Here is a 17,552-nt window from a genome sequence, read left to right on the forward strand (position 1 = left end):
TGGGATGAACACTCATAGTTTATGCTTTCCTGAGCCCCAGTCGAAGTTCTTATACAAAACAAAAAACCCTTGCTCAGCAAGGGTTTCAAGCATTTCTTATGAAGCGGGTGATGGGAATCGAACCCACGCTACCAGCTTGGAAGGCTGGAGTTCTACCATTGAACTACACCCGCGCGTATCGGGACGACACGATTTGAACATGCGACCCCCTGCTCCCAAAGCAGGTGCTCTACCAAGCTGAGCTACGTCCCGATAGTATGAAGCTTAGTAAAGAAATGGCGTGCCCAGAGAGATTCGAACTCCCGACCTTTTGATTCGTAGTCAAACGCTCTATCCGGCTGAGCTATGGGCACTTAATGGAGCGGAAGACGGGATTCGAACCCGCGACCCTCGCCTTGGCAAGGCGATGCTCTACCCCTGAGCCACTTCCGCATGGGTCATTCTGCTTGCCGTTCTCGTAATGTTTCTCAGAAGCGACAAGAAATAATATATCAGTATTTGCGAGAAAAAGCAAATGTTTTTTTAAAAAAATTTTTTCCAATGTTTATTTTCATTTTAAATTGAATCGTCATTTGATAAAAACCCCGCCGAACGGGATGACTTCCCGCGCGATTCGCTTCAGCAGGCTGTCGCCCTGCATATGTCCGTCCAGCTTGCGGTCGGGCTTGCAGGGCTGCAGAAGAACGGTCCCCCTGCCTGTCATCTCCCAGTGGTAGTTCATGTGCTGGCTGGCAAGCGTGTTCCCGTACACGCACGGACGCAGGCTCGCCTGCTGCGGATAAGCGACAAGGCACGCGGTATCGACGTACAGCGGCCGTTCGGGGTGAAGCTCCATGGCATACAGCGGCCCTGTTGTCATCAGCCCCAGCATGCCCGGTCCCTTGAATTTCATTTTCACAAAATCCTGTGTCAGGAGCGAGTTTTTCACGCTTTGAATATGCGAAGAGAAGCTCACGCCGTCGGTGAAAAACAACACATGGCGGAATTCATACAGGAGGTCGTCTTCGGTGCCAAGCGTAATCACTTTCAAATAGTATCCCTCGGGAAGTCCCAGCATAAACCTCGCAGGCCCATGAATCCGCGATTGGATCAGGCGCTTTTTTCGGTACATGCCGGGAAGCTTCATCAAGGAATCCTCTCTTTGCCCTGACAGCCCCTGAAAGGCGGCAATTTGATTCGGGTGCAGGACGTGAACGGATTCGTTAGCTTCGACAGCCAAAGTGGCCATACGGGCATGTTGATCGGCTTGCTCGAATGTCAGCTCCATATGGGCCGGCCTCCTATCGTAATCTTACTCTCTTCTTCTGCCTGCGCCAGACGATAAGGCGAACGATCCGTCCCAGCGCAAAATATAACACCAGCAGCGCTATCGCCGCCGACACTATGTAGGCGATTTTCCGGTTTCGCGCTTCCTTGTCGAGGGCAAGCTGTTCCATGGCCTGCAGACGCTTTTGCAGTTGATCGTTTTCTTGCAGCAACGCTTGATTTTGCGCCAGCAGACGCTCCTCGGTTTCCTGGGAACGGCGCATCGCTTCCGACAGCTTGTCTTTTTGCTCTTCCAGCTGCTGTTTCGTAGCTTCATAGTCTTTTTGAATCTGCTCCACATTGTCAGGCAGCTGATAAATGTCCCTGATCCGGTCCAGCCAACCGGAAGCCGCAGCAGGAGCGGAATACGAGCAATTGACCGCTATGAACAGCACACATACAATAAGTCCAATTCGAAAGCTCCTACGATTTTGCACAGTATCCCCCGTCCCCCGGCATAATCCGACGTTTCATAACAATATCTTTATCTCTATCATACTGCAAAACTGCTTCTGAAACCAATGAAACAACGCCCCGCGCAAAACCAAAAAACTTGCCCTCTCTCACAAATGTGTTTGTGAAAAAGAGCAAGCTTTTTCTGAAATCGTATCTTATTCCGCGGCCGGAGGAGTGAAAGTGCGCTGTGCAAATTCGGCATCCATCATAAAGAATGCGTTGCTGTCCTGATCGATCCGCTTCAGTTTGTTGATGATGCTGTCGAACATGGCTTCCTCTTCCACCTGCTCGTCAATGAACCATTTTAGAAAATGAATCGTCGCATGCTCCCTGTCGTTCAGCGCCAAGTCGGAAAGATGGTAAATCCGCCGGGTTACCTCTTGCTCATGTTGGAAGGCATGCTCAAAAGCGTCCAAAATCGATCTATACTCGTTTTGCGGCGTCTCCATTCCGCTGAAGGAAACTTTTTTCCCGCGGTCATTAATAAATTTGAAAATTTTCATCGCATGGAACCGCTCTTCTTCGGCTTGTACGATAAAAAAGTTTGAAAAGCCGTCGAGGCTCTCCGCGGCGCAATAACCGGCAATGGCCATGTAGACGTGCGCAGAGTAAAATTCGTAATTCATTTGCTCGTTGAGAGCTTCAGTAAGTGTATCGTTCAACATCTTTGCACACCTCTCTTATGGTTATCTTTTACGTATTCCCCACACATACAAGATTACCAGAATTGCACCAAGAAATACAAACGGAAATAACAGCTTCAGCAAATCGGTATTCATGCCATCACGCTTTCCGCTCTGGATTCGGCAATGATTTGTTTGAGCTGCGCGTATAACAAGTCGGGAGAGGCCGCGCACAGCAATTCCGATTTGCCGATCATGGCGATGCATTGTTTTTTGCAGTGCTTGCAGTTGCCCAGACAGTCTTTTTTCTTCTGTTTCAAGTCCGGATATTCGTTTTTCAACGATTTATATATTTGTTTGGAGCCGAGTTTTTCATTTCTGCAGCAGTATTTGATCGTTTTCATGTATCCCTCTCCCCGCGCCTGGCTTGATACCGTCACTACTCATAATATTGATAATAATTATCAATGTCAATCAAAAAAACGGACGGCCCGGCCAACTCGCCGGCGATGAGATAAACCGTCAGGGAAATTCACCGCTCGCGCACCCTGCGGGTGACAAACGATTACATCCAACCGGAAATGGATCATCGGCATCACCGGCATAGTATAAAAACTGTGAATGACCAATATCACCAGCCACCCGCAGATACCTGTAAAAAAGAGGCTTTCCAAAAACTTGCCCACTGTCAGTTGAGCACGTAAAATCTGCGAAAGTCAGGCAGTGGAGCTCGCGCGCTGAGCCGGATGGACTAGCCACCTTGCTGTCTGGCTGCGCGGAGAAAGTCCGCAAAGTGCAGGTTTTCGTTCGTTCATACGCTGGAGACGAAACATTCCTGCAATTGTGCAGGCTTTTTACCATTATCGAAAATCCCTGCTGCACCCTGCCTACCTGCACGAAGAAAACCTGCAAAAATACATGAATTTGCGGCCCTGATCATTGTCCACGAACAATTCCTGCAAAAGTGCAGGCTTTTCACCGAACAAATGGACACAGACTCACTTTCAGCAAAAATTCCTGCGCTTTTGCAGGTTTTTCGCCAAAATAAGCCAATTTCGCATGAAATACCTGCACTTTCGCAGGTTTTCTCCCTACCAAGCCGCTTCCTGCCCAATTATGCAGTTCCACGGCCTACACCGGGAGAGGCGCGCGTTGGGAAAGAGCCAATGCTCAACGCTAGCACCACCGTCTTTGGATGGCAAATGACTTGCAAAAACGTCCTGATGGCGGTAGAAAATTGCGCGATACCTCTTTCATGACGCCGGGCTGCAGTATTCATCGAATCTATGCTTGCCAAAACCCGAGAATATATAAATTCTGGCGTGTGAGATAACCCCCTATCGAAGTCTTTCGAAGATGAGCGAACGCGTTCAGAGGTAGGTTTATTCGCCAATAAGAATGCTGTTCTACGCGCACTGTAAAGAACTTTAAACATTCTTTTGTGGTCAAAAAAACCGCACCCGGAGCACACTGCGCCCCGATGCGGTTTTTTACAAGTGTTTCAAGAGAATTCCACAATAACGGCTGTTTTATCGTCCGATTTTTTGTGGCGGGGATACTGCTCGCATAAGGAGTCGAGCTCTTCCATGCAAACAAGCTCATCCATAAAGCGTTCGATTCCTTGTTCGTCCAGCCGGGAAAGGAACCGCTCCCATTTATGCGGATCGTCGGAGTTTTCGATAAAATGGAACAATCCGTCCGTTACGGCATACAGCTTAACGATGCCCGCTCTGGAAATGCAGCCGTATTCCATCGCATATTCAAGGGCGGGATCGCCGTTCATGACGGAGTAACCGTCAAGCGTGTTCGCTTTGCTGCGGTTGCTCTCGGACAAAGGCAGCAGCAGAGCATGAATCTCTTCCTGCGTCATCGCCCCGTCTTGCTGCAGCTCCCGCTTCTTGTTCAGCGTCAGCAGGTCGAGTGCGGCGACGTGATTTCTCGTCAGCACGCGGACGCTTCCGTCCTTATACCGCGCGAAAAGCATGCAATCGCCGCTTTGGATAAATTCAACCCGTTTGCCGTCCACTTGCATCACGGCAAATACAGCCCCCCAGCACGCCAGCTTGCAGTCCGGATCGATGCCGGCCGCCTGCATCCGCTGCCGCAGCTCGGCATTCGCCCGGAGCACGGCATCCTTCAGGCTGCCGCTCCGCTCCTCCGCGTGCAGCTCGGCAGCGAGCAGCTGCGCGGCTATATAGCCGCCGCTGTGGCCCAACCCCGGGCCGGCGGAGCCGGAGCCAGAGCCGCCGCCGCTTGCCAGGGCGGAGACGCCGTCAATGACGCCATAAATATGGCGGCGATCGTCGATCACCAGGGCGTCTTCATTCGGCATCGCACTCCCCGGCCGGGTGCCCGCTTGCACGCGCAGCCCCAAATCCGGCGCATTGTCGTCATTCATGCGGTTCGCTCCTTTGCTCCAGTTCAATATTCAACTGCCGGGATACATCCCTCCACCTGTCCGGATGATTGTCATGCCGGTAAACGGGATGGAACTGCAGCTTTACGTACGTTTTTATGGCCGGCAGGCGAAAATCGTCGGTTTCCAGGACGGCTTTTTGCCTGCCGTCCTCTTTCATTTGCCGCAGCGCCGCAAGGCTCACGGCATACCCGAGCCCCTTGCCGGCGTAGTCCGGATGCACGCCCACCATATGCAAATATCCGCAATCGTCGCCCCATTCCGGTTCAAACCAGGCGGTCGCCGTCGCTACCGGGGTATCCCCGCAAAAAAGGAACAGCACGCGTTCCTCCCGAAAGTAAGGGCGATTCCCGATTTCGTCCCGAAAATCCCTGTCCCATCCAAAAGAAAGGCGGACGACGCTTTCCCAGCTTCCCTCGTCGCCCGGCACAAAGTGACGCAGGTTGAAGCCTGGCGGCAGCTCCGGGTGCGACAGCCCGGTTAAGCTTTCTCTGCGCATGACCAACTGGGGGAGCTGTCTTTCAGCCGTCATTGCCCATCCCCCCGATGCGCTTTCCGATTTTTCCTGAAATCCGGAAACGTTACAGGCTGTCCGCCCTTCGCGGCGGATTCCATCGAGAGCGGAAAAATGCTGCTCCATAGGGCCGCGTCGTATACGTCGATCGCCGGCGGGCGTTTGCCGCGAACCGCCGAAGCGAACTCCTCCAGCACGAAGAAATCGCCTCCTTCGTGACCGGACGCAAGCGCATGTTCCTCCCACCGCCTCCAGAGCGGGTGGTCGTACTGCGGCTGGTAGCGTCGGAGCGGCTCCCACATTTCTTCCCGCTCGTCATCGTGCCGCTGCCAATCTTTCAGTTCCATCCGCGGGGACCGCCCCTTGAACCAGATCAGATCGTCCTCCTGCTCATGGCGGGCCGACACGTAAGCGCCCTCCGTCCCCTGCAGCACGTAATGCTTCTTGTTGTGCGGACGCGCGGACGTCCAATCGACGCGCAGCGTGATGAGCACCCCGCCGCGGGTTCGTATCGTCGTTACCGCCGAGTCTCCCTGCTTCCAGTAGCCCTCTTGCGCGGCGGGATGGCCGGCGCCCAACTGCTCGTGAAAGTGATGGCGCAAAGCCCAAGAATTGGATACGAAAGTTGACATGTACGCCAGCTCATCGCCGCCTTGCTTGTTCAAGGCGATCCATTGCGCCAGCGGTCCGATCGAATGCGTCGGGTAATTCATCCCGTTGAAGGAGTGATGAAGCTGGCCGCGCCACGTCAGCGAACCGTCCGGACTTAAACAGATCGGCCGCAAATCGTGTATGTATCCGCCCTCCATATAGGTGATTTCCCCGAACATCCCTTGCTCCGCCATATAATGAACGGCCAAATTCGAGCGCGTATAGCAATAGTTTTCGGCCATCATGTACACAAGCCCTGTCCGCTCCACGGTTTCGACAAGCTCCCAAGCCTCTTCCAGCGTGAGGGCGGCGATGACTTCGCTGAGCACATGCTTTCCCGCTTGCAGCGCCTCGATGGATTGGCGGGCGTGCAAAGGCATCGGGCTTGCCAAAAATACGGCGTCGATGCCCGGATTTTGCAGCAGCTGCCCGTAGTCCCGGCACAATTCAATCCACGGGTAATCCTGTTTCCATTGCTGTAAAACGCCCTCGTTGATATCGCAAATGGCGGCGAGTTGGATGTGTCCGGCCAGCGCGGCGAGCGTTTGCCGGAAACGGCCTCCCCGATTTCCGCCGACAATAGCCAAGCGAAGCGGTTGATGCGTCATGAATCGTTACCTCCAGTTGCTTATGCATATTATATTACTTGACGGAGCCGACGACGAGACCTTTTCGAATATACCCCTGCAGCGCAACGTAAATGATAAGAGGCGGCAGCGAGGTCATGAACAAGCCTGCCAAAAGCAGCGGGTAATCGGTGTCGAACCGCTTCAAAATCGTCGCCACCGCAACCGTCATCGTCTTCAGTTTATCGGATTGCAAAAAGATTAACGGCGTGAACAAATCGTTCCACCAGCCGGTCGCATTAAAGATCGCCAGCGTAATAATGCCGGAGCCCGACAACGGCACGATCATGCGCAGAAGCGTTTGAAAATAGCCGGTTCCGTCTATTTTGGCCGCCTCCAAAATTTCGTTCGGGATGCCGCGCATCAGCGAAGTCAGCAAAAAAATGTTGGACGGAACGCTCGTGATCGACCACATGAGAATGACCGACCACAGATTGTCCACGAGCCCCAGGCGCGACATCAGCAAAAAATTCGGAACGATAAACGTGATGCTCGGGATCGTCATCGTGGCGATGATGAGCATGTACAGTGCGGACCGGTGCCTGAACCGTATTTTGGCGAACGCGTAGGATGCGGGAATCGCAATAAGCATCGATAGCGCGAAAGCCGCGGCGACGCAGAACAGCGTATTGCCGAACAGGCGTACCACATCGAAGCGCAAATACAAGGCGGCGTAGTTCAGCATATGCCATTGATCGGGAATGCCGCCGGGATTTTTGAAAAAATCGACGGCGGTCCGCACGCTGCTCATTCCCATAAACAAAATCGGATATAAATCGACGATGGCGATCGCGGCCAGAATGAAATAAATGACCATATTTGCAAGTAGCGATCTTTTTCTGGACATGCCGCAAGCTCCTTTATTCCTGAAACCGGTCGGACAATTTGATTTGTCCCCACGAGACGATCAATACGATGACGAACAAGACGATGGACAATGCGCTCGCATAACCGAGCTGGTCCGGCGACTGAAACGCTTTGATATAGATCATGTAGTCGATTGGCGTCGTTTCCAGCCCCGGCCCTCCCCGGGTAACGGAAAATACGAGCGAGAACAAGCCGATAAAACAATAAATGACGTTGGTTACCGTGAAATAAACGATCGTCGGCACGAGGGACGGAATGATGATATGGAACAGCCGCTGAAACCAGTTCGCGCCGTCCATGCTGGCCGATTCGAATATTTCGTGCGAAACGGACGATAGACCGGATAAAAAAATGAGCGTTCCTTGCCCAAGCGTTTGCCAGTAAAAGCAGAAGATAAGCACCATGAATGCCGTAGGCACGTACGAGAGCCAGTCCGTATTTCCGCCGGGAAGCCCGAGGGCGCGGATGAATTGATTGACAACGCCAGACTGGGCAAACATCGTCCGCATCAGCAAGCCGACTACAACCGCCGACAGAATGGTCGGGATGTAAAAGACCGATCTGAAAAAACGCCACCCCGGCACTTCCTCGAACAAAAGCACGGATACGATCAGCGAAAGCAGCAGTATTCCCGGAACCGACAGCAGGAAAATAACATTGTTGCGCAGAAGCGTCCATAATTGGCCGTTCGTAAAAATAAACTTGTAATTGTTGAGTCCGATCAAGTAGGACGTGTTTCCATCCCACTTGGTAAAGCTGTGAAACCATGTATTGACCATTGGATAAAAAACAATAACGGCCAGCCCGACAAATGCGGGCAGAAGCGATAAGTAGCCGGATAACGTTTCTTTGGTACGATAATGCATCGCAGGAAGCCTCTCTTTATAAATGAAGCCTGTTTATTTTTGGGCCAATAGCTCGTCCCGTTTCTGATCCAGTTTGGTCAGGAAATCTTGGGGAGCAAGCTGCTGCTTAATGACCAGTGTGTTCAAAGAACTGATGTATGACGACAATTCGGATGGATAAATGTTGTCCGGCCAAAAAATCGTGCTCGTCTCGTTCGCCCATTTTTGCTGCTGAATAACCAGCGGATCGTCGGTAATTTTGCTGACATCGCTTTTCTTCACGTTGAGCAGCTTGCCGTACCCGTCCTTGAAGCGGGCAGCTTGCTCTTCCTCGCTCAGCAGGAACAAAATAAATTTCATCGCTTCTTCCGGGTGCTCGGACGATTTGGATACGACGAAGTCGGCTCCGCTGCCCCCTACCCCGCCGTTATGCACAAGCGCGGTTTCGCTGTAATCGGGAATTTTGATCATGCCCAGGTTGTCGCCGAGCGCCTCGCGCGCTTCCTTGATGTAGCTGAATCCGCCGAAGATGAGCGCCACCTTGTTGTTATAAAACTGGGTTTTCGCCTGATCGGTCGTGACATAACCGCTTTTGTAAAGCTGAACGTATTGATCGACTACACTAAGCAGCGTAGGGTTGTTGAATTTCATTTTCCCGTTCACGATGTCGTTGATGCCGGACGTTCCGACCATTTGCGCGAACCAGTAGTCGAGGAAGTATACGAAATCGCCGTCGTCGCCCATACCGATCGGGGTAACGCCCTTGTCTTTCATTTTTTGCAGCATGGCCGTAAACTCTTTGGCGTTTTTGGGGTTCGCTTTTTCCGGATCGACGCCGGCGTCCGCGAACAGCTTTTTGTTGTACAAGATGCCGATTGTGCCGTCGCTGCCGTCAGGAACGCCGTAGATCGTGCCTTGGTCGGCGAAATTTTCGGTAACCGAGTTCCATCCGGTCAAGGCGTCGATGTCCTCTTTTTTCAGGAACGAATTGAGCGGCTGCAAATATTGCTTCAAATCAAGCGTATAATTGCCCGACCACAGGTTCGTAATATCGGGGCCGTTTTTGGCGATGCCCGCCGTTTGGAACTTGGTCATCGCGTTCGTGCCGTCCGGAATATCCTGAATATCGATCGTAATGCCCGGATGCGCCGCTTCATACCGTTTGATCGCTTTGTAAATATAGAAATCTTCTTTTTTCTTCGTTTTGTCGTTCTCGTCAATTGTCGGGTAGGATGTGTTCCAAAATACCAGCTTCACATTTTTCTGTGTGCCGCTGCCCGCAGCGTCGGCGTTTTGCGTTGAAGCGGGACCGGTCGTCTCGCCGGCTCCCTTGTTGCTGCTGCAAGCCGCAGTCAGACCGATGCATGCGACGAGCAGCAGTGCCATCCATTTTTTCCGTGTTACCATGCGATTTCTCTCCTCCTGTTTATCCGCTGTTCTTTGTAGGCTTGCTAGGACTATTATAGAAAAAGCGATGCCGACCGGACATTACAGGATCTGACCGATTATTTATCTTTTTATCCCCAAATCGCGGGAATGTAAATATTCCATAAAATGTTTGTAAATAACGGGTTATGCCATTTATCATGTTTAGTTATCAAGGTTCGCGGTCATGGCTGCAAATAACGGGACGGGGAAGCTCCGCGTACCTTTTTGAACATGCGGGTAAAAGAGCTCAAGTTCAAATAACCGAGTTTCTCGGAAATTTCGGTCAAGCTTTTGCCGTTTTTCATCATCATGATGGCCAGCTCTGTTTTTTCGTACAGCACGAATTCGGTAAAGCTCATACCGTTCACTTCCCGGAACAGCCTGCTCAAATAAGAACTGTTCAAGTGAAAGGTGTCGGCAATTTCCTGCTGGGATATTTCTTGATGCAAATGATTTTTAATATATTGTTTGATCAGAACGATGATTTTGGTTTTGTCGTAAATGGAATTGGTCAGCGAAAGCAGGCGTTCGGCCCGCTCCATGTCTTCGATAAAAATCGCGGCCGTTTGCTCCAGCTTTTGCGTAGCGTACAGTTGATCGACCAACTGATGGTTGGGGATCGGTTGTTCCTGAACAAGCTCTTCGCAGGCGGACCAAATTCGGAACAAAAATTCCGTAAACGTATTTTTGACAATGTTGGGGTTCAGGCGGGGGGAACGGATCAGTTCGGCTTTCAAATCGGCAATTTTTTGCTTGGCTGCGGCAAATTGCAGCGTGCCGATGCACTCGTAGATCTCTTTTTTTATTTCCTGCACTTGCTCGGACATCATTTCGCTCCAAACGATCGCTTCGTCGTAAATACGCTCGTCCGTGTCATAGTACTGCAGCTGCAGCAGCTCGCCGGCTTTGCGGTCATGCGCTTGCCATTCGTGGGGATGGAGGAATACTGCGCTCAAACCGATTGAAAAATGGATGTCCTCCTGTTCGCTGACGTTCCGCATCCAGTGCGCAATGTCCGATGCGGCGGGAAAGCCGGAGCCGATGAAATGCCATCTCTGCCTTTGCCCCTCTTTCACGCCGCCGATAATCGACTCCCCGAACTGCCGCAAGACAAGCTGCTCCAGCTTCATAAGTTTGGCGTCGGTTTGCGATTTGGCGTTCAATTGGATGACGCAGGCCTGAAATTGCCCCGCCTTCAGCGCTGGAGCCGATTCCGGCAGTTGATGGCGGATTTGATCCGCGCTCGTCACGGCCCCGTTCAGCCAGCTTTGCAAAAAAGCTTTGACCGGCAAGGCCGCTGTTTGAATCGCATCCGCCCGCAGCTCCTCGTTCCGTTTTGTCCGTTCAACGGAAAGATTTTGCAAAATGTCGCACAGCTCTTTCATATCCAGCGTCGATTTCAATAAAAAGTCGGTCACCTGCAGTTGAATGGCTTCCCGCGTATATTTCATATTGTGATGGCATGTCAGCACGATGAATTGAGTTCCCGCTCCATGCGTTTTGGCAAAGCGGATAAACTTCAGCCCGTCCATCTTCGGCATCTCGATGTCGACAAGCACGATGTCGGGAAGGTGCTGCTTGAACATTTCGTACGCTTCGATGCCGTCCTTGGCTTCGCAGACGAGGTCCATGCCGAGCGTAGACCAGGGAATCGCCTTTCTTAAGCCAAGCCTGACCAAAATTTCGTCTTCAACTATCATCACTTTCATCAAGATTCCCCCGCTTTCTCATGATCCGCCGTTCTATAGGGAAGGGTGATCGTTACTTGCGTATATTCGCCGATCCGCGAATCGATTGCGATGCCGGAAGCTTCTCCGTATTCCAGGCGGAACCGCTGCTGCAAATTAATGAGGCTAATCCCGGAAGATTGCCGGCTCGGGCGTTGTTTCCAATCGGACTGAAATAGCCGGTTGACAGTCGCCTGCTCCATTCCGATGCCGTTGTCCCGTATGACAATAGCCAGCGTCCCATCCCGAACGCGGGCCTGCACCAGCACGTGCGGTTCTTTGTCGAAAGGATCGGCAAACCCGTGAGTAATCGCATTCTCCAGTATGAGCTGCAGTGAAAATTTCGGGATCGTCGCTTGCCGCGAAGGCTCGTCCAATTCAAGCTCGACATGGATTTGCCGCATCAGCCGGATTTCCTGAAAACGAACGTAGCTCATCGTATAATCTTTTTCCTCTTCCAGCGTGCTGTAGAGCACATCCGTATTTTTCAACGTATAGTCCAGCATCCGGGTCAACGACAAAATCGCTTCCGCCATCGTATGGCTGCCGTCCAAAACAGCCAAAAACCGCAAAGCGTTCAAAGAATTATGCCAAAAATGAGGACGCATTTGCTCCTGCAGCGAATGCAGTTCCAGTCTTCTTTTCTCGCTTTCTCCGCGCTTAATCGTTTGAAATTGTTCATGGATTTGCTCGAAAAAAAGAAAAATTCCGCGGTTTAACGTCTCGATCTCTTTAAATCCTTTGTACGCATAAGGGGCGGGAGTCAAGCCGTTCCCCGCATTTCCCGCGTTTCTCACGATTTTCGATAATTGCCCGATGGGCAGCGTCACTTTCGTGTACAGAATGCAAAAGAAGGTGACGATCAACAAAATCGACAGCGCCGTCATGAACGCGGTTGTCCGCCAAATGTTGATGCTGTCCGCTTGCAGCAAATGCGGCGGGATTAGCGAAACCATCGTCCACGGCGTGGAGGAAATTTGTTTGAAAATCAAATAATACTCGGTTCCGTTCAGCCGGATTTTTTGCGTGCCCGTATCCGTGTTGCGGGTTTTTACCGTCTGGTAAATGCTCTTCAACGAGTTGGTGTCCTGAGACAGCGCCGGAGCCAAATTTTCATTTTGAAAAATTTTTTGCCCGTCCCCGGAAAGAATGAAAACCGGGTTCTGCTCGTTGATCTGAGCTCTGTTCAACATGCGTTCGATCAAGGCTCCGTTCATCTCAATAACGAGAATGCCCAGGGAGCGGTTGTTCTGGATGATATTTTTACTGACGTACATGGCGTTCGCAAAAGCATCGCGATGAAAATCCGCAGTCACGTTCCAGTGAAGATAATTGTTATCGAGCGATATGCGCTGGTAATACCAAGGGAAAGTGGACACCGTTTCTTTGAGCCGCTTCTCCTCCCAGACGTTCAAAGCCGGATAAGCGTACAGCCCTTTCTGATCGGTAAGGATTTGAATATTGATAGGAAGCCTGACATGATAATATTCCGAAAACAGGCGAATTTGCTCTTCCGTCTTTATTTTGATTTGAGTGCCGTCCGACTGCAGAGCGCCGATTAAATCCGGATTATTGGATAATGCGCGCGCAAAATCGTCCATATAATTTAAATTACTGGATATGTTGACCGACAAGGAATCCATATTTTCAACGATCATTTGGTGGTACTGCTCTTCGATCGTCCGCGTCGATTGCTTACTGATGACATAACCCTGAAAAGCTATGAGAAACAAGATCAAGAGAGAAATCAAAATAAACAGCAGCAGCCTCCAACCGGAAAAAAACGTACGAATATTATGTCCCCAGCTCAAGTGTACTTATCTCCCCGCCTTTAGTCTTAATAGTCAATTATAGCAGGCTTCAACATAAACAATTTTTAAGATTGCATTAACGAAACGTTACTCCAAGCGCAATGGGAACACGGAGTGACGGCAGGGGTATCGTAAAAACAAAAAATCACCCTGAGGGGTGACTTATAAATGTATCGATTTTGCGGCCCGCGACACCACCGGCCATTTTGCAGGCTTTGTGAACGGTCAAGCCAATCCACCGTCTTGGGACGTTACAAGTACAAGCTGTGATATGGTTCGGCTATAGCGTCCAGGAATTGGATGCCGGACCATACAAGTCACGCATGGATACCGGAAGTCCCAGCTGCTTCATGTAGGTAAACATTTGACCTCGGTGATGATAAATATGCGTCGTGATCTCCATCAACCATTTTATCTGAGCAGCAGGTTGATGTTTGGCAAAGAATGGGGCGGTTGATTTATAAAGCAGCTCCTTTTCATCCAAGGAATTCATGTAGCTTTTTAACTCATGGAATCCGCGGTGCATGACATCCGACAAAGAGGCAGCGTCTCTTAGATGCATGACCGATATGGCCAGATTCCTCACTTCCTCCTTGGATTGCTCCTGCAGGATGGCTAGTTCCAGCGCAGGGACGTGGACAAGATGACGGGCAAGCTCGAGCAAACTCCGCATATTCTCGCCGGGGCGATACTCCCATTGATCCTCTTTGATTATGGAGAGCAATGCATTGGTTGTGGTAAGAGCTAGCTCCATTTCTTGAAAAAGAAGTTCTTTGATGTGGGAAATATTTTGATTCATCCTCTCTCATCCTTTCTAATCTGCAAAAGTAGTGTCGTCAATGACTATAGCACGCAAATAAGTCAGTTCTTGGCTTATTTGCATGGTAAAATAGATGAAAATACGCGGCGAGGAATGATCTCGATTTGATAAAATCACAGCGCCTAATTCGATTAATGATGGTGATCAACGCTAAAAAATCGTTTACCGTTAGAGAACTCGCCGACGAGTTTGGTCTGTCTCCGCGCACGATCACCCGAGATTTACAGGAATTGAGCGAAGTCGGCTTTCCCATTTATACGGTACAGGGACGCGGCGGCGGTTATCGTCTGCTTCAGGAGAGGATGCTACCGCCGATTGCCTTTTCGGAGAACGAGGCAGTCGCCGTTTTTTTCGCTTGCCAATCTTTACAGTATTTCGGTTCGGTTCCTTTTGATGAGAGTGCGGCTTCGGCGATTCATAAGTTTTATCATTATTTGCCTGCCAGCGCGAAGGAACAAATCGATCGGCTCAGGAATCGAGTGGTGATCTGGAACCCTCATCGAACCATGTCCACGGATTGCCTCCAAATCTTGATGCAAGCGATCATGATCAACAGCGTTGTGACGATCGCCTATAAATCCAACGATGGAGAGACGCAAAGGGAAATCCAACCGATTGGCCTCTATGCGAGCGAAGGATACTGGTACTGTCCGGCTTACTGTTTCCTGCGGCAAACGTACCGCCTTTTCCGCGCGGATCGCATCGTCTTCGCTAGCTTGAACGATTCGTTTCCTTATAGGGAAGATTTGAGCGATAGATCGGTCTTTGATTGGATTACCCCAAATTTGGCACGTTTTAAAGATCAATGCGATTTGATTGTCGAGCTTACGGAGGAAGGCGTACGTTTGCTTGAAACCAGCGTTTGGTTTGGACCCTATATTGAGGTTCGCGAAGACGGAGGCAGAGGCGGAAAAATCAAAATTCGAATTCCTGTACAAAAAATATCTTTTTTTGCGGATTTGATCTGGCAACTGGGAGGGGAAGCGAGGATTTTGGAACCTGCAGCAGCTGTAGATTACATCAAACAAAAAATAGAAACGACCAGACAACTTTACCTTTGAACCGGCTGACGTCTGACAAAATGACCAAGGGGCACGAAACCAAAATTTGGCTCTCGGAGCTTCGTGGAACATATTTGAAAACAAGATTGTATTGTCCCATGAAAAATAATACATGCTATAATTGGAGGAGCCGACTGCTCGTGGTCTTAATAACGCCTTTTCAGGAGGAATGGATAATGGATGATACAGATGAAATTCAAGCACTCTACGAACAACTATTAGCTGCGTGGAATAATCGAAGTGCTCGTGGGATGGCTGAATTATTCTCTGAAAATGGTGAGCTTATCGGCTTTGACGGGAGTCAGGCGATTGGATCGGATGAGATATACTCACACCTGAATCCAATTTTCCAGGATCACCCCACTGCTCGATTTATAAGCAAAGTCAAAGACGTGCGATTTCTAACTTCAAATGCAGCTATACTACGAGCCATTGCAGGTATGGTGCCTCCTGCACAAACGGACATTAACCCAAAAGTTAACACACATCACACTTTAGTTGTCGGTAAAACTGGAGGAAGTTGGCGTATAGAGCTCTTTCAAAATACACCGGCTCAATTTCATGGAAGACCTGAGTTAGTGGAGCAAATGACAGAAGAATTAAGACAACTTCTCAAATGATCCAAAATTCCTTTTACGCTCATTCTTCGCGAAAGCCTGAGCATCAGGCAAAATAAAAAGGTTCCTAATCCGCATCAAAAAGCAGATCAGAAACCAAACGACCATTGATTGCTTCATTGAAACTCTCTGTTAGTTCCGAGTCGACATGGCACATCCACGGCGTTAATGGTAATATTAGTTTACTAGCTCTTAACTGGAGGTGTCCTTGATGAACTGGAATGAAGTCAGAAAACTGTACCCCGACCGTTTTGTAAAACTCCAAATCTTAAAGTCCCACATTGAAAATCAAGTGCGATATGTTGACGATATGGCCGTTATCCAAGCTTTTGATGACGAGAAAGAAGCAACTAGGGAATTGGTTCGCTCAAAGGATGACGTTCTCGTATATCATACCGGAAAAGAAAAAATTGAAATTCAAATCAAGCAATTGTTCGGGTTCAGGGGTCAATATGACAAACATCGAGTATAGAGATGGGCTCTTGTTCACTTCAATGGAGATTTTCTTTCGAGGGAAATCAATTGTAGTTGAAAATATTGTTGTTGATACCGGAGCCGCAGAAACAATCATTTCCCCCGACATTGTAGAGGAGATTGGTATTTTTGCTGAGCTAGACGATTATGTACATTCTTTTTATGGCATAGGCGGGAGTTTGCACAATTTTTTCTCCAAACAAGTTGAAGAAGTAAATCTTGGGTCAGTGAGTCTCAGCAAGGTGAAGTTGGATTTTGGAGTTATCGATCCCGAAGGAAACATTAATGGACTTCTCGGGCTTGACATTCTTATGAAGTTAAATGCTGTGATTGATTTGAAGAAGTTAGCCATAACTTTTGAGAATTAAACAGTGCGTAACAAGCCAGCGACTATAAATAAAAATAAACCCCTCAAACAATCGAAGGGTTCCGTTTTAGGTGTGATGCGGTCGAGAGGACTCGAACCTCCACGGGGGGTTAGCCCACACGGACCTGAACCGTGCGCGTCTGCCAATTCCGCCACGACCGCAAGTAAAACATGGTGAGCCATGTAGGACTCGAACCTACGACACCCTGATTAAAAGTCAGGTGCTCTACCAACTGAGCTAATGGCTCTAATTCAATTGTAAAAAATGGCGGAGCCGACGGGATTCGAACCCGCGGTCTCCTGCGTGACAGGCAGGCATGTTAGGCCTCTACACCACGGCTCCACACTGGATAAAACAACTTAACCTTTAGGAGGTTGATTGCGGGGGCAGGATTTGAACCTGCGGCCTTCGGGTTATGAGCCCGACGAGCTACCGGGCTGCTCCACCCCGCGTCATTAGGACCTTGTTAGAGTCTCCATTTAATAACGAAATATGTACCAGCTACGATATTTCATTAATGGTGGAGGCTGACGGGATCGAACCGCCGACCCTCTGCTTGTAAGGCAGATGCTCTCCCAGCTGAGCTAAGCCTCCGTGGGATATCGGAATCACCTTTGTATGGTGAAACCTTATGACCCGTAGGGGATTCGAACCCCTGTTACCTCCGTGAAAGGGAGGTGTCTTAACCCCTTGACCAACGGGCCTTGGAAATGGCTCCCCGAACAGGACTCGAACCTGTGACAACTCGATTAACAGTCGAGTGCTCTACCAACTGAGCTATCAGGGAACAGTGCTTGGCAACGTTCTACTCTCCCGGAACCCTTCGGTTCAAGTACCATCGACGCTGGAGGGCTTAACGGTCGTGTTCGAGATGGGAACGCGTGGATCCCCTCCGCCATCATCACCAAACAGTCAAAGTGCTCATTTGCACCCTGAAAACTAG

General features: G+C 50.0%; 17 protein-coding genes, 11 tRNA genes and 1 rRNA gene. 4 read left to right on the plus strand and 25 right to left on the minus strand.

What is annotated here, in order from left to right; translation table 11 throughout:
• Positions 1-102: 102 nt before the first annotated feature.
• From AC3G2T_RS35875 to AC3G2T_RS35955, 17 genes are all read right to left on the minus strand, one after another.
• A tRNA-Gly gene (locus AC3G2T_RS35875) sits at positions 103-173 on the minus strand.
• A gap of 5 nt (positions 174-178) precedes the next feature.
• A tRNA-Pro gene (locus AC3G2T_RS35880) sits at positions 179-252 on the minus strand.
• Positions 253-276: 24 nt separating this feature from the next.
• Positions 277-353, minus strand: a tRNA-Arg gene (locus tag AC3G2T_RS35885).
• A gap of 4 nt (positions 354-357) precedes the next feature.
• Positions 358-432, minus strand: a tRNA-Gly gene (locus tag AC3G2T_RS35890).
• 136 nt (positions 433-568) lie between these two features.
• The gene (locus tag AC3G2T_RS35895) at positions 569-1,267 is read right to left on the minus strand and encodes an AIM24 family protein (protein WP_488438452.1); all 699 of its coding nucleotides are present in this window, start codon (positions 1,265-1,267) and stop codon (positions 569-571) included.
• A 13-nt stretch (positions 1,268-1,280) separates the two neighbouring features.
• The gene (locus tag AC3G2T_RS35900; protein WP_474686790.1) at positions 1,281-1,742 is read right to left on the minus strand and encodes a hypothetical protein; all 462 of its coding nucleotides are present in this window, start codon (positions 1,740-1,742) and stop codon (positions 1,281-1,283) included.
• Positions 1,743-1,916: 174 nt separating this feature from the next.
• On the minus strand, positions 1,917-2,426 hold the full coding sequence (locus AC3G2T_RS35905; RefSeq protein WP_474686789.1) for a ferritin: 510 nt from the start codon (positions 2,424-2,426) through the stop codon (positions 1,917-1,919).
• 110 nt (positions 2,427-2,536) lie between these two features.
• On the minus strand, positions 2,537-2,788 hold the full coding sequence (locus AC3G2T_RS35910; protein WP_474686788.1) for a DUF1450 domain-containing protein: 252 nt from the start codon (positions 2,786-2,788) through the stop codon (positions 2,537-2,539).
• 1,097 nt (positions 2,789-3,885) lie between these two features.
• Positions 3,886-4,782, minus strand: a complete 897-nt coding sequence (locus AC3G2T_RS35915) for a protein phosphatase 2C domain-containing protein (protein ID WP_488438453.1) — start codon at positions 4,780-4,782, stop codon at positions 3,886-3,888.
• Positions 4,775-5,332: a GNAT family N-acetyltransferase gene (locus tag AC3G2T_RS35920; RefSeq protein ID WP_488438454.1), complete on the minus strand. Its 558-nt coding sequence runs from the start codon at positions 5,330-5,332 to the stop codon at positions 4,775-4,777. Before AC3G2T_RS35920 ends, AC3G2T_RS35915 begins: the two co-directional genes overlap by 8 nt.
• Complete coding sequence (locus AC3G2T_RS35925; protein WP_488438455.1) at positions 5,329-6,573, minus strand: Gfo/Idh/MocA family protein; 1,245 nt, start codon at positions 6,571-6,573, stop codon at positions 5,329-5,331. Before AC3G2T_RS35925 ends, AC3G2T_RS35920 begins: the two co-directional genes overlap by 4 nt.
• 34 nt (positions 6,574-6,607) lie before the next feature.
• A complete protein-coding gene (locus AC3G2T_RS35930) occupies positions 6,608-7,438 on the minus strand; it encodes a carbohydrate ABC transporter permease (RefSeq protein WP_488438456.1) in 831 nt (276 codons plus the stop codon).
• A gap of 13 nt (positions 7,439-7,451) precedes the next feature.
• Positions 7,452-8,324, minus strand: coding sequence for a carbohydrate ABC transporter permease (locus tag AC3G2T_RS35935; RefSeq protein ID WP_488438457.1), 873 nt, complete (start codon positions 8,322-8,324; stop codon positions 7,452-7,454).
• Positions 8,325-8,357: 33 nt separating this feature from the next.
• The gene (locus AC3G2T_RS35940) at positions 8,358-9,710 is read right to left on the minus strand and encodes an ABC transporter substrate-binding protein (protein ID WP_474686782.1); all 1,353 of its coding nucleotides are present in this window, start codon (positions 9,708-9,710) and stop codon (positions 8,358-8,360) included.
• A gap of 203 nt (positions 9,711-9,913) precedes the next feature.
• Positions 9,914-11,440 (minus strand): response regulator transcription factor, encoded by a 1,527-nt coding sequence (locus AC3G2T_RS35945; RefSeq protein WP_474686781.1) that lies wholly within the window; start codon positions 11,438-11,440, stop codon positions 9,914-9,916.
• Complete coding sequence (locus AC3G2T_RS35950) at positions 11,440-13,269, minus strand: sensor histidine kinase (RefSeq protein WP_474686780.1); 1,830 nt, start codon at positions 13,267-13,269, stop codon at positions 11,440-11,442. The genes AC3G2T_RS35945 and AC3G2T_RS35950 overlap by 1 nt, the downstream gene beginning before the upstream one ends.
• A gap of 280 nt (positions 13,270-13,549) precedes the next feature.
• Positions 13,550-14,068 (minus strand): DinB family protein, encoded by a 519-nt coding sequence (locus tag AC3G2T_RS35955; RefSeq protein WP_488438458.1) that lies wholly within the window; start codon positions 14,066-14,068, stop codon positions 13,550-13,552.
• Between the two features lie 125 nt (positions 14,069-14,193).
• On the opposite strand from AC3G2T_RS35955, the gene AC3G2T_RS35960 reads away from it, so the two are divergent.
• From AC3G2T_RS35960 to AC3G2T_RS35975, 4 genes are all read left to right on the plus strand, one after another.
• On the plus strand, positions 14,194-15,150 hold the full coding sequence (locus tag AC3G2T_RS35960) for a helix-turn-helix transcriptional regulator (RefSeq protein WP_488438459.1): 957 nt from the start codon (positions 14,194-14,196) through the stop codon (positions 15,148-15,150).
• A 176-nt stretch (positions 15,151-15,326) separates the two neighbouring features.
• Complete coding sequence (locus AC3G2T_RS35965) at positions 15,327-15,770, plus strand: SgcJ/EcaC family oxidoreductase (protein ID WP_488438460.1); 444 nt, start codon at positions 15,327-15,329, stop codon at positions 15,768-15,770.
• A 208-nt stretch (positions 15,771-15,978) separates the two neighbouring features.
• Positions 15,979-16,239, plus strand: coding sequence for a hypothetical protein (locus AC3G2T_RS35970; RefSeq protein ID WP_474686776.1), 261 nt, complete (start codon positions 15,979-15,981; stop codon positions 16,237-16,239).
• Positions 16,220-16,609, plus strand: a complete 390-nt coding sequence (locus AC3G2T_RS35975) for a retroviral-like aspartic protease family protein (protein WP_474686775.1) — start codon at positions 16,220-16,222, stop codon at positions 16,607-16,609. The genes AC3G2T_RS35970 and AC3G2T_RS35975 overlap by 20 nt, the downstream gene beginning before the upstream one ends.
• A 76-nt stretch (positions 16,610-16,685) precedes the next feature.
• Here the strand turns inward: AC3G2T_RS35975 and AC3G2T_RS35980 are convergent.
• The 8 genes from AC3G2T_RS35980 to rrf form a co-directional block, all read right to left on the minus strand.
• Positions 16,686-16,770, minus strand: a tRNA-Leu gene (locus AC3G2T_RS35980).
• Between the two features lie 10 nt (positions 16,771-16,780).
• Positions 16,781-16,856 (minus strand) — tRNA-Lys (locus AC3G2T_RS35985).
• Between the two features lie 18 nt (positions 16,857-16,874).
• A tRNA-Asp gene (locus AC3G2T_RS35990) sits at positions 16,875-16,951 on the minus strand.
• Positions 16,952-16,987: 36 nt separating this feature from the next.
• A tRNA-Met gene (locus tag AC3G2T_RS35995) sits at positions 16,988-17,061 on the minus strand.
• A 66-nt stretch (positions 17,062-17,127) separates the two neighbouring features.
• A tRNA-Val gene (locus tag AC3G2T_RS36000) sits at positions 17,128-17,203 on the minus strand.
• 38 nt (positions 17,204-17,241) lie between these two features.
• Positions 17,242-17,313 (minus strand) — tRNA-Glu (locus tag AC3G2T_RS36005).
• 7 nt (positions 17,314-17,320) lie between these two features.
• Positions 17,321-17,396, minus strand: a tRNA-Asn gene (locus AC3G2T_RS36010).
• Between the two features lie 5 nt (positions 17,397-17,401).
• Positions 17,402-17,518, minus strand: a 5S ribosomal RNA gene (gene rrf / locus AC3G2T_RS36015).
• Positions 17,519-17,552 lie beyond the last annotated feature (34 nt).

The organism is Paenibacillus sp. sgz302191 (genome assembly GCF_057749925.1).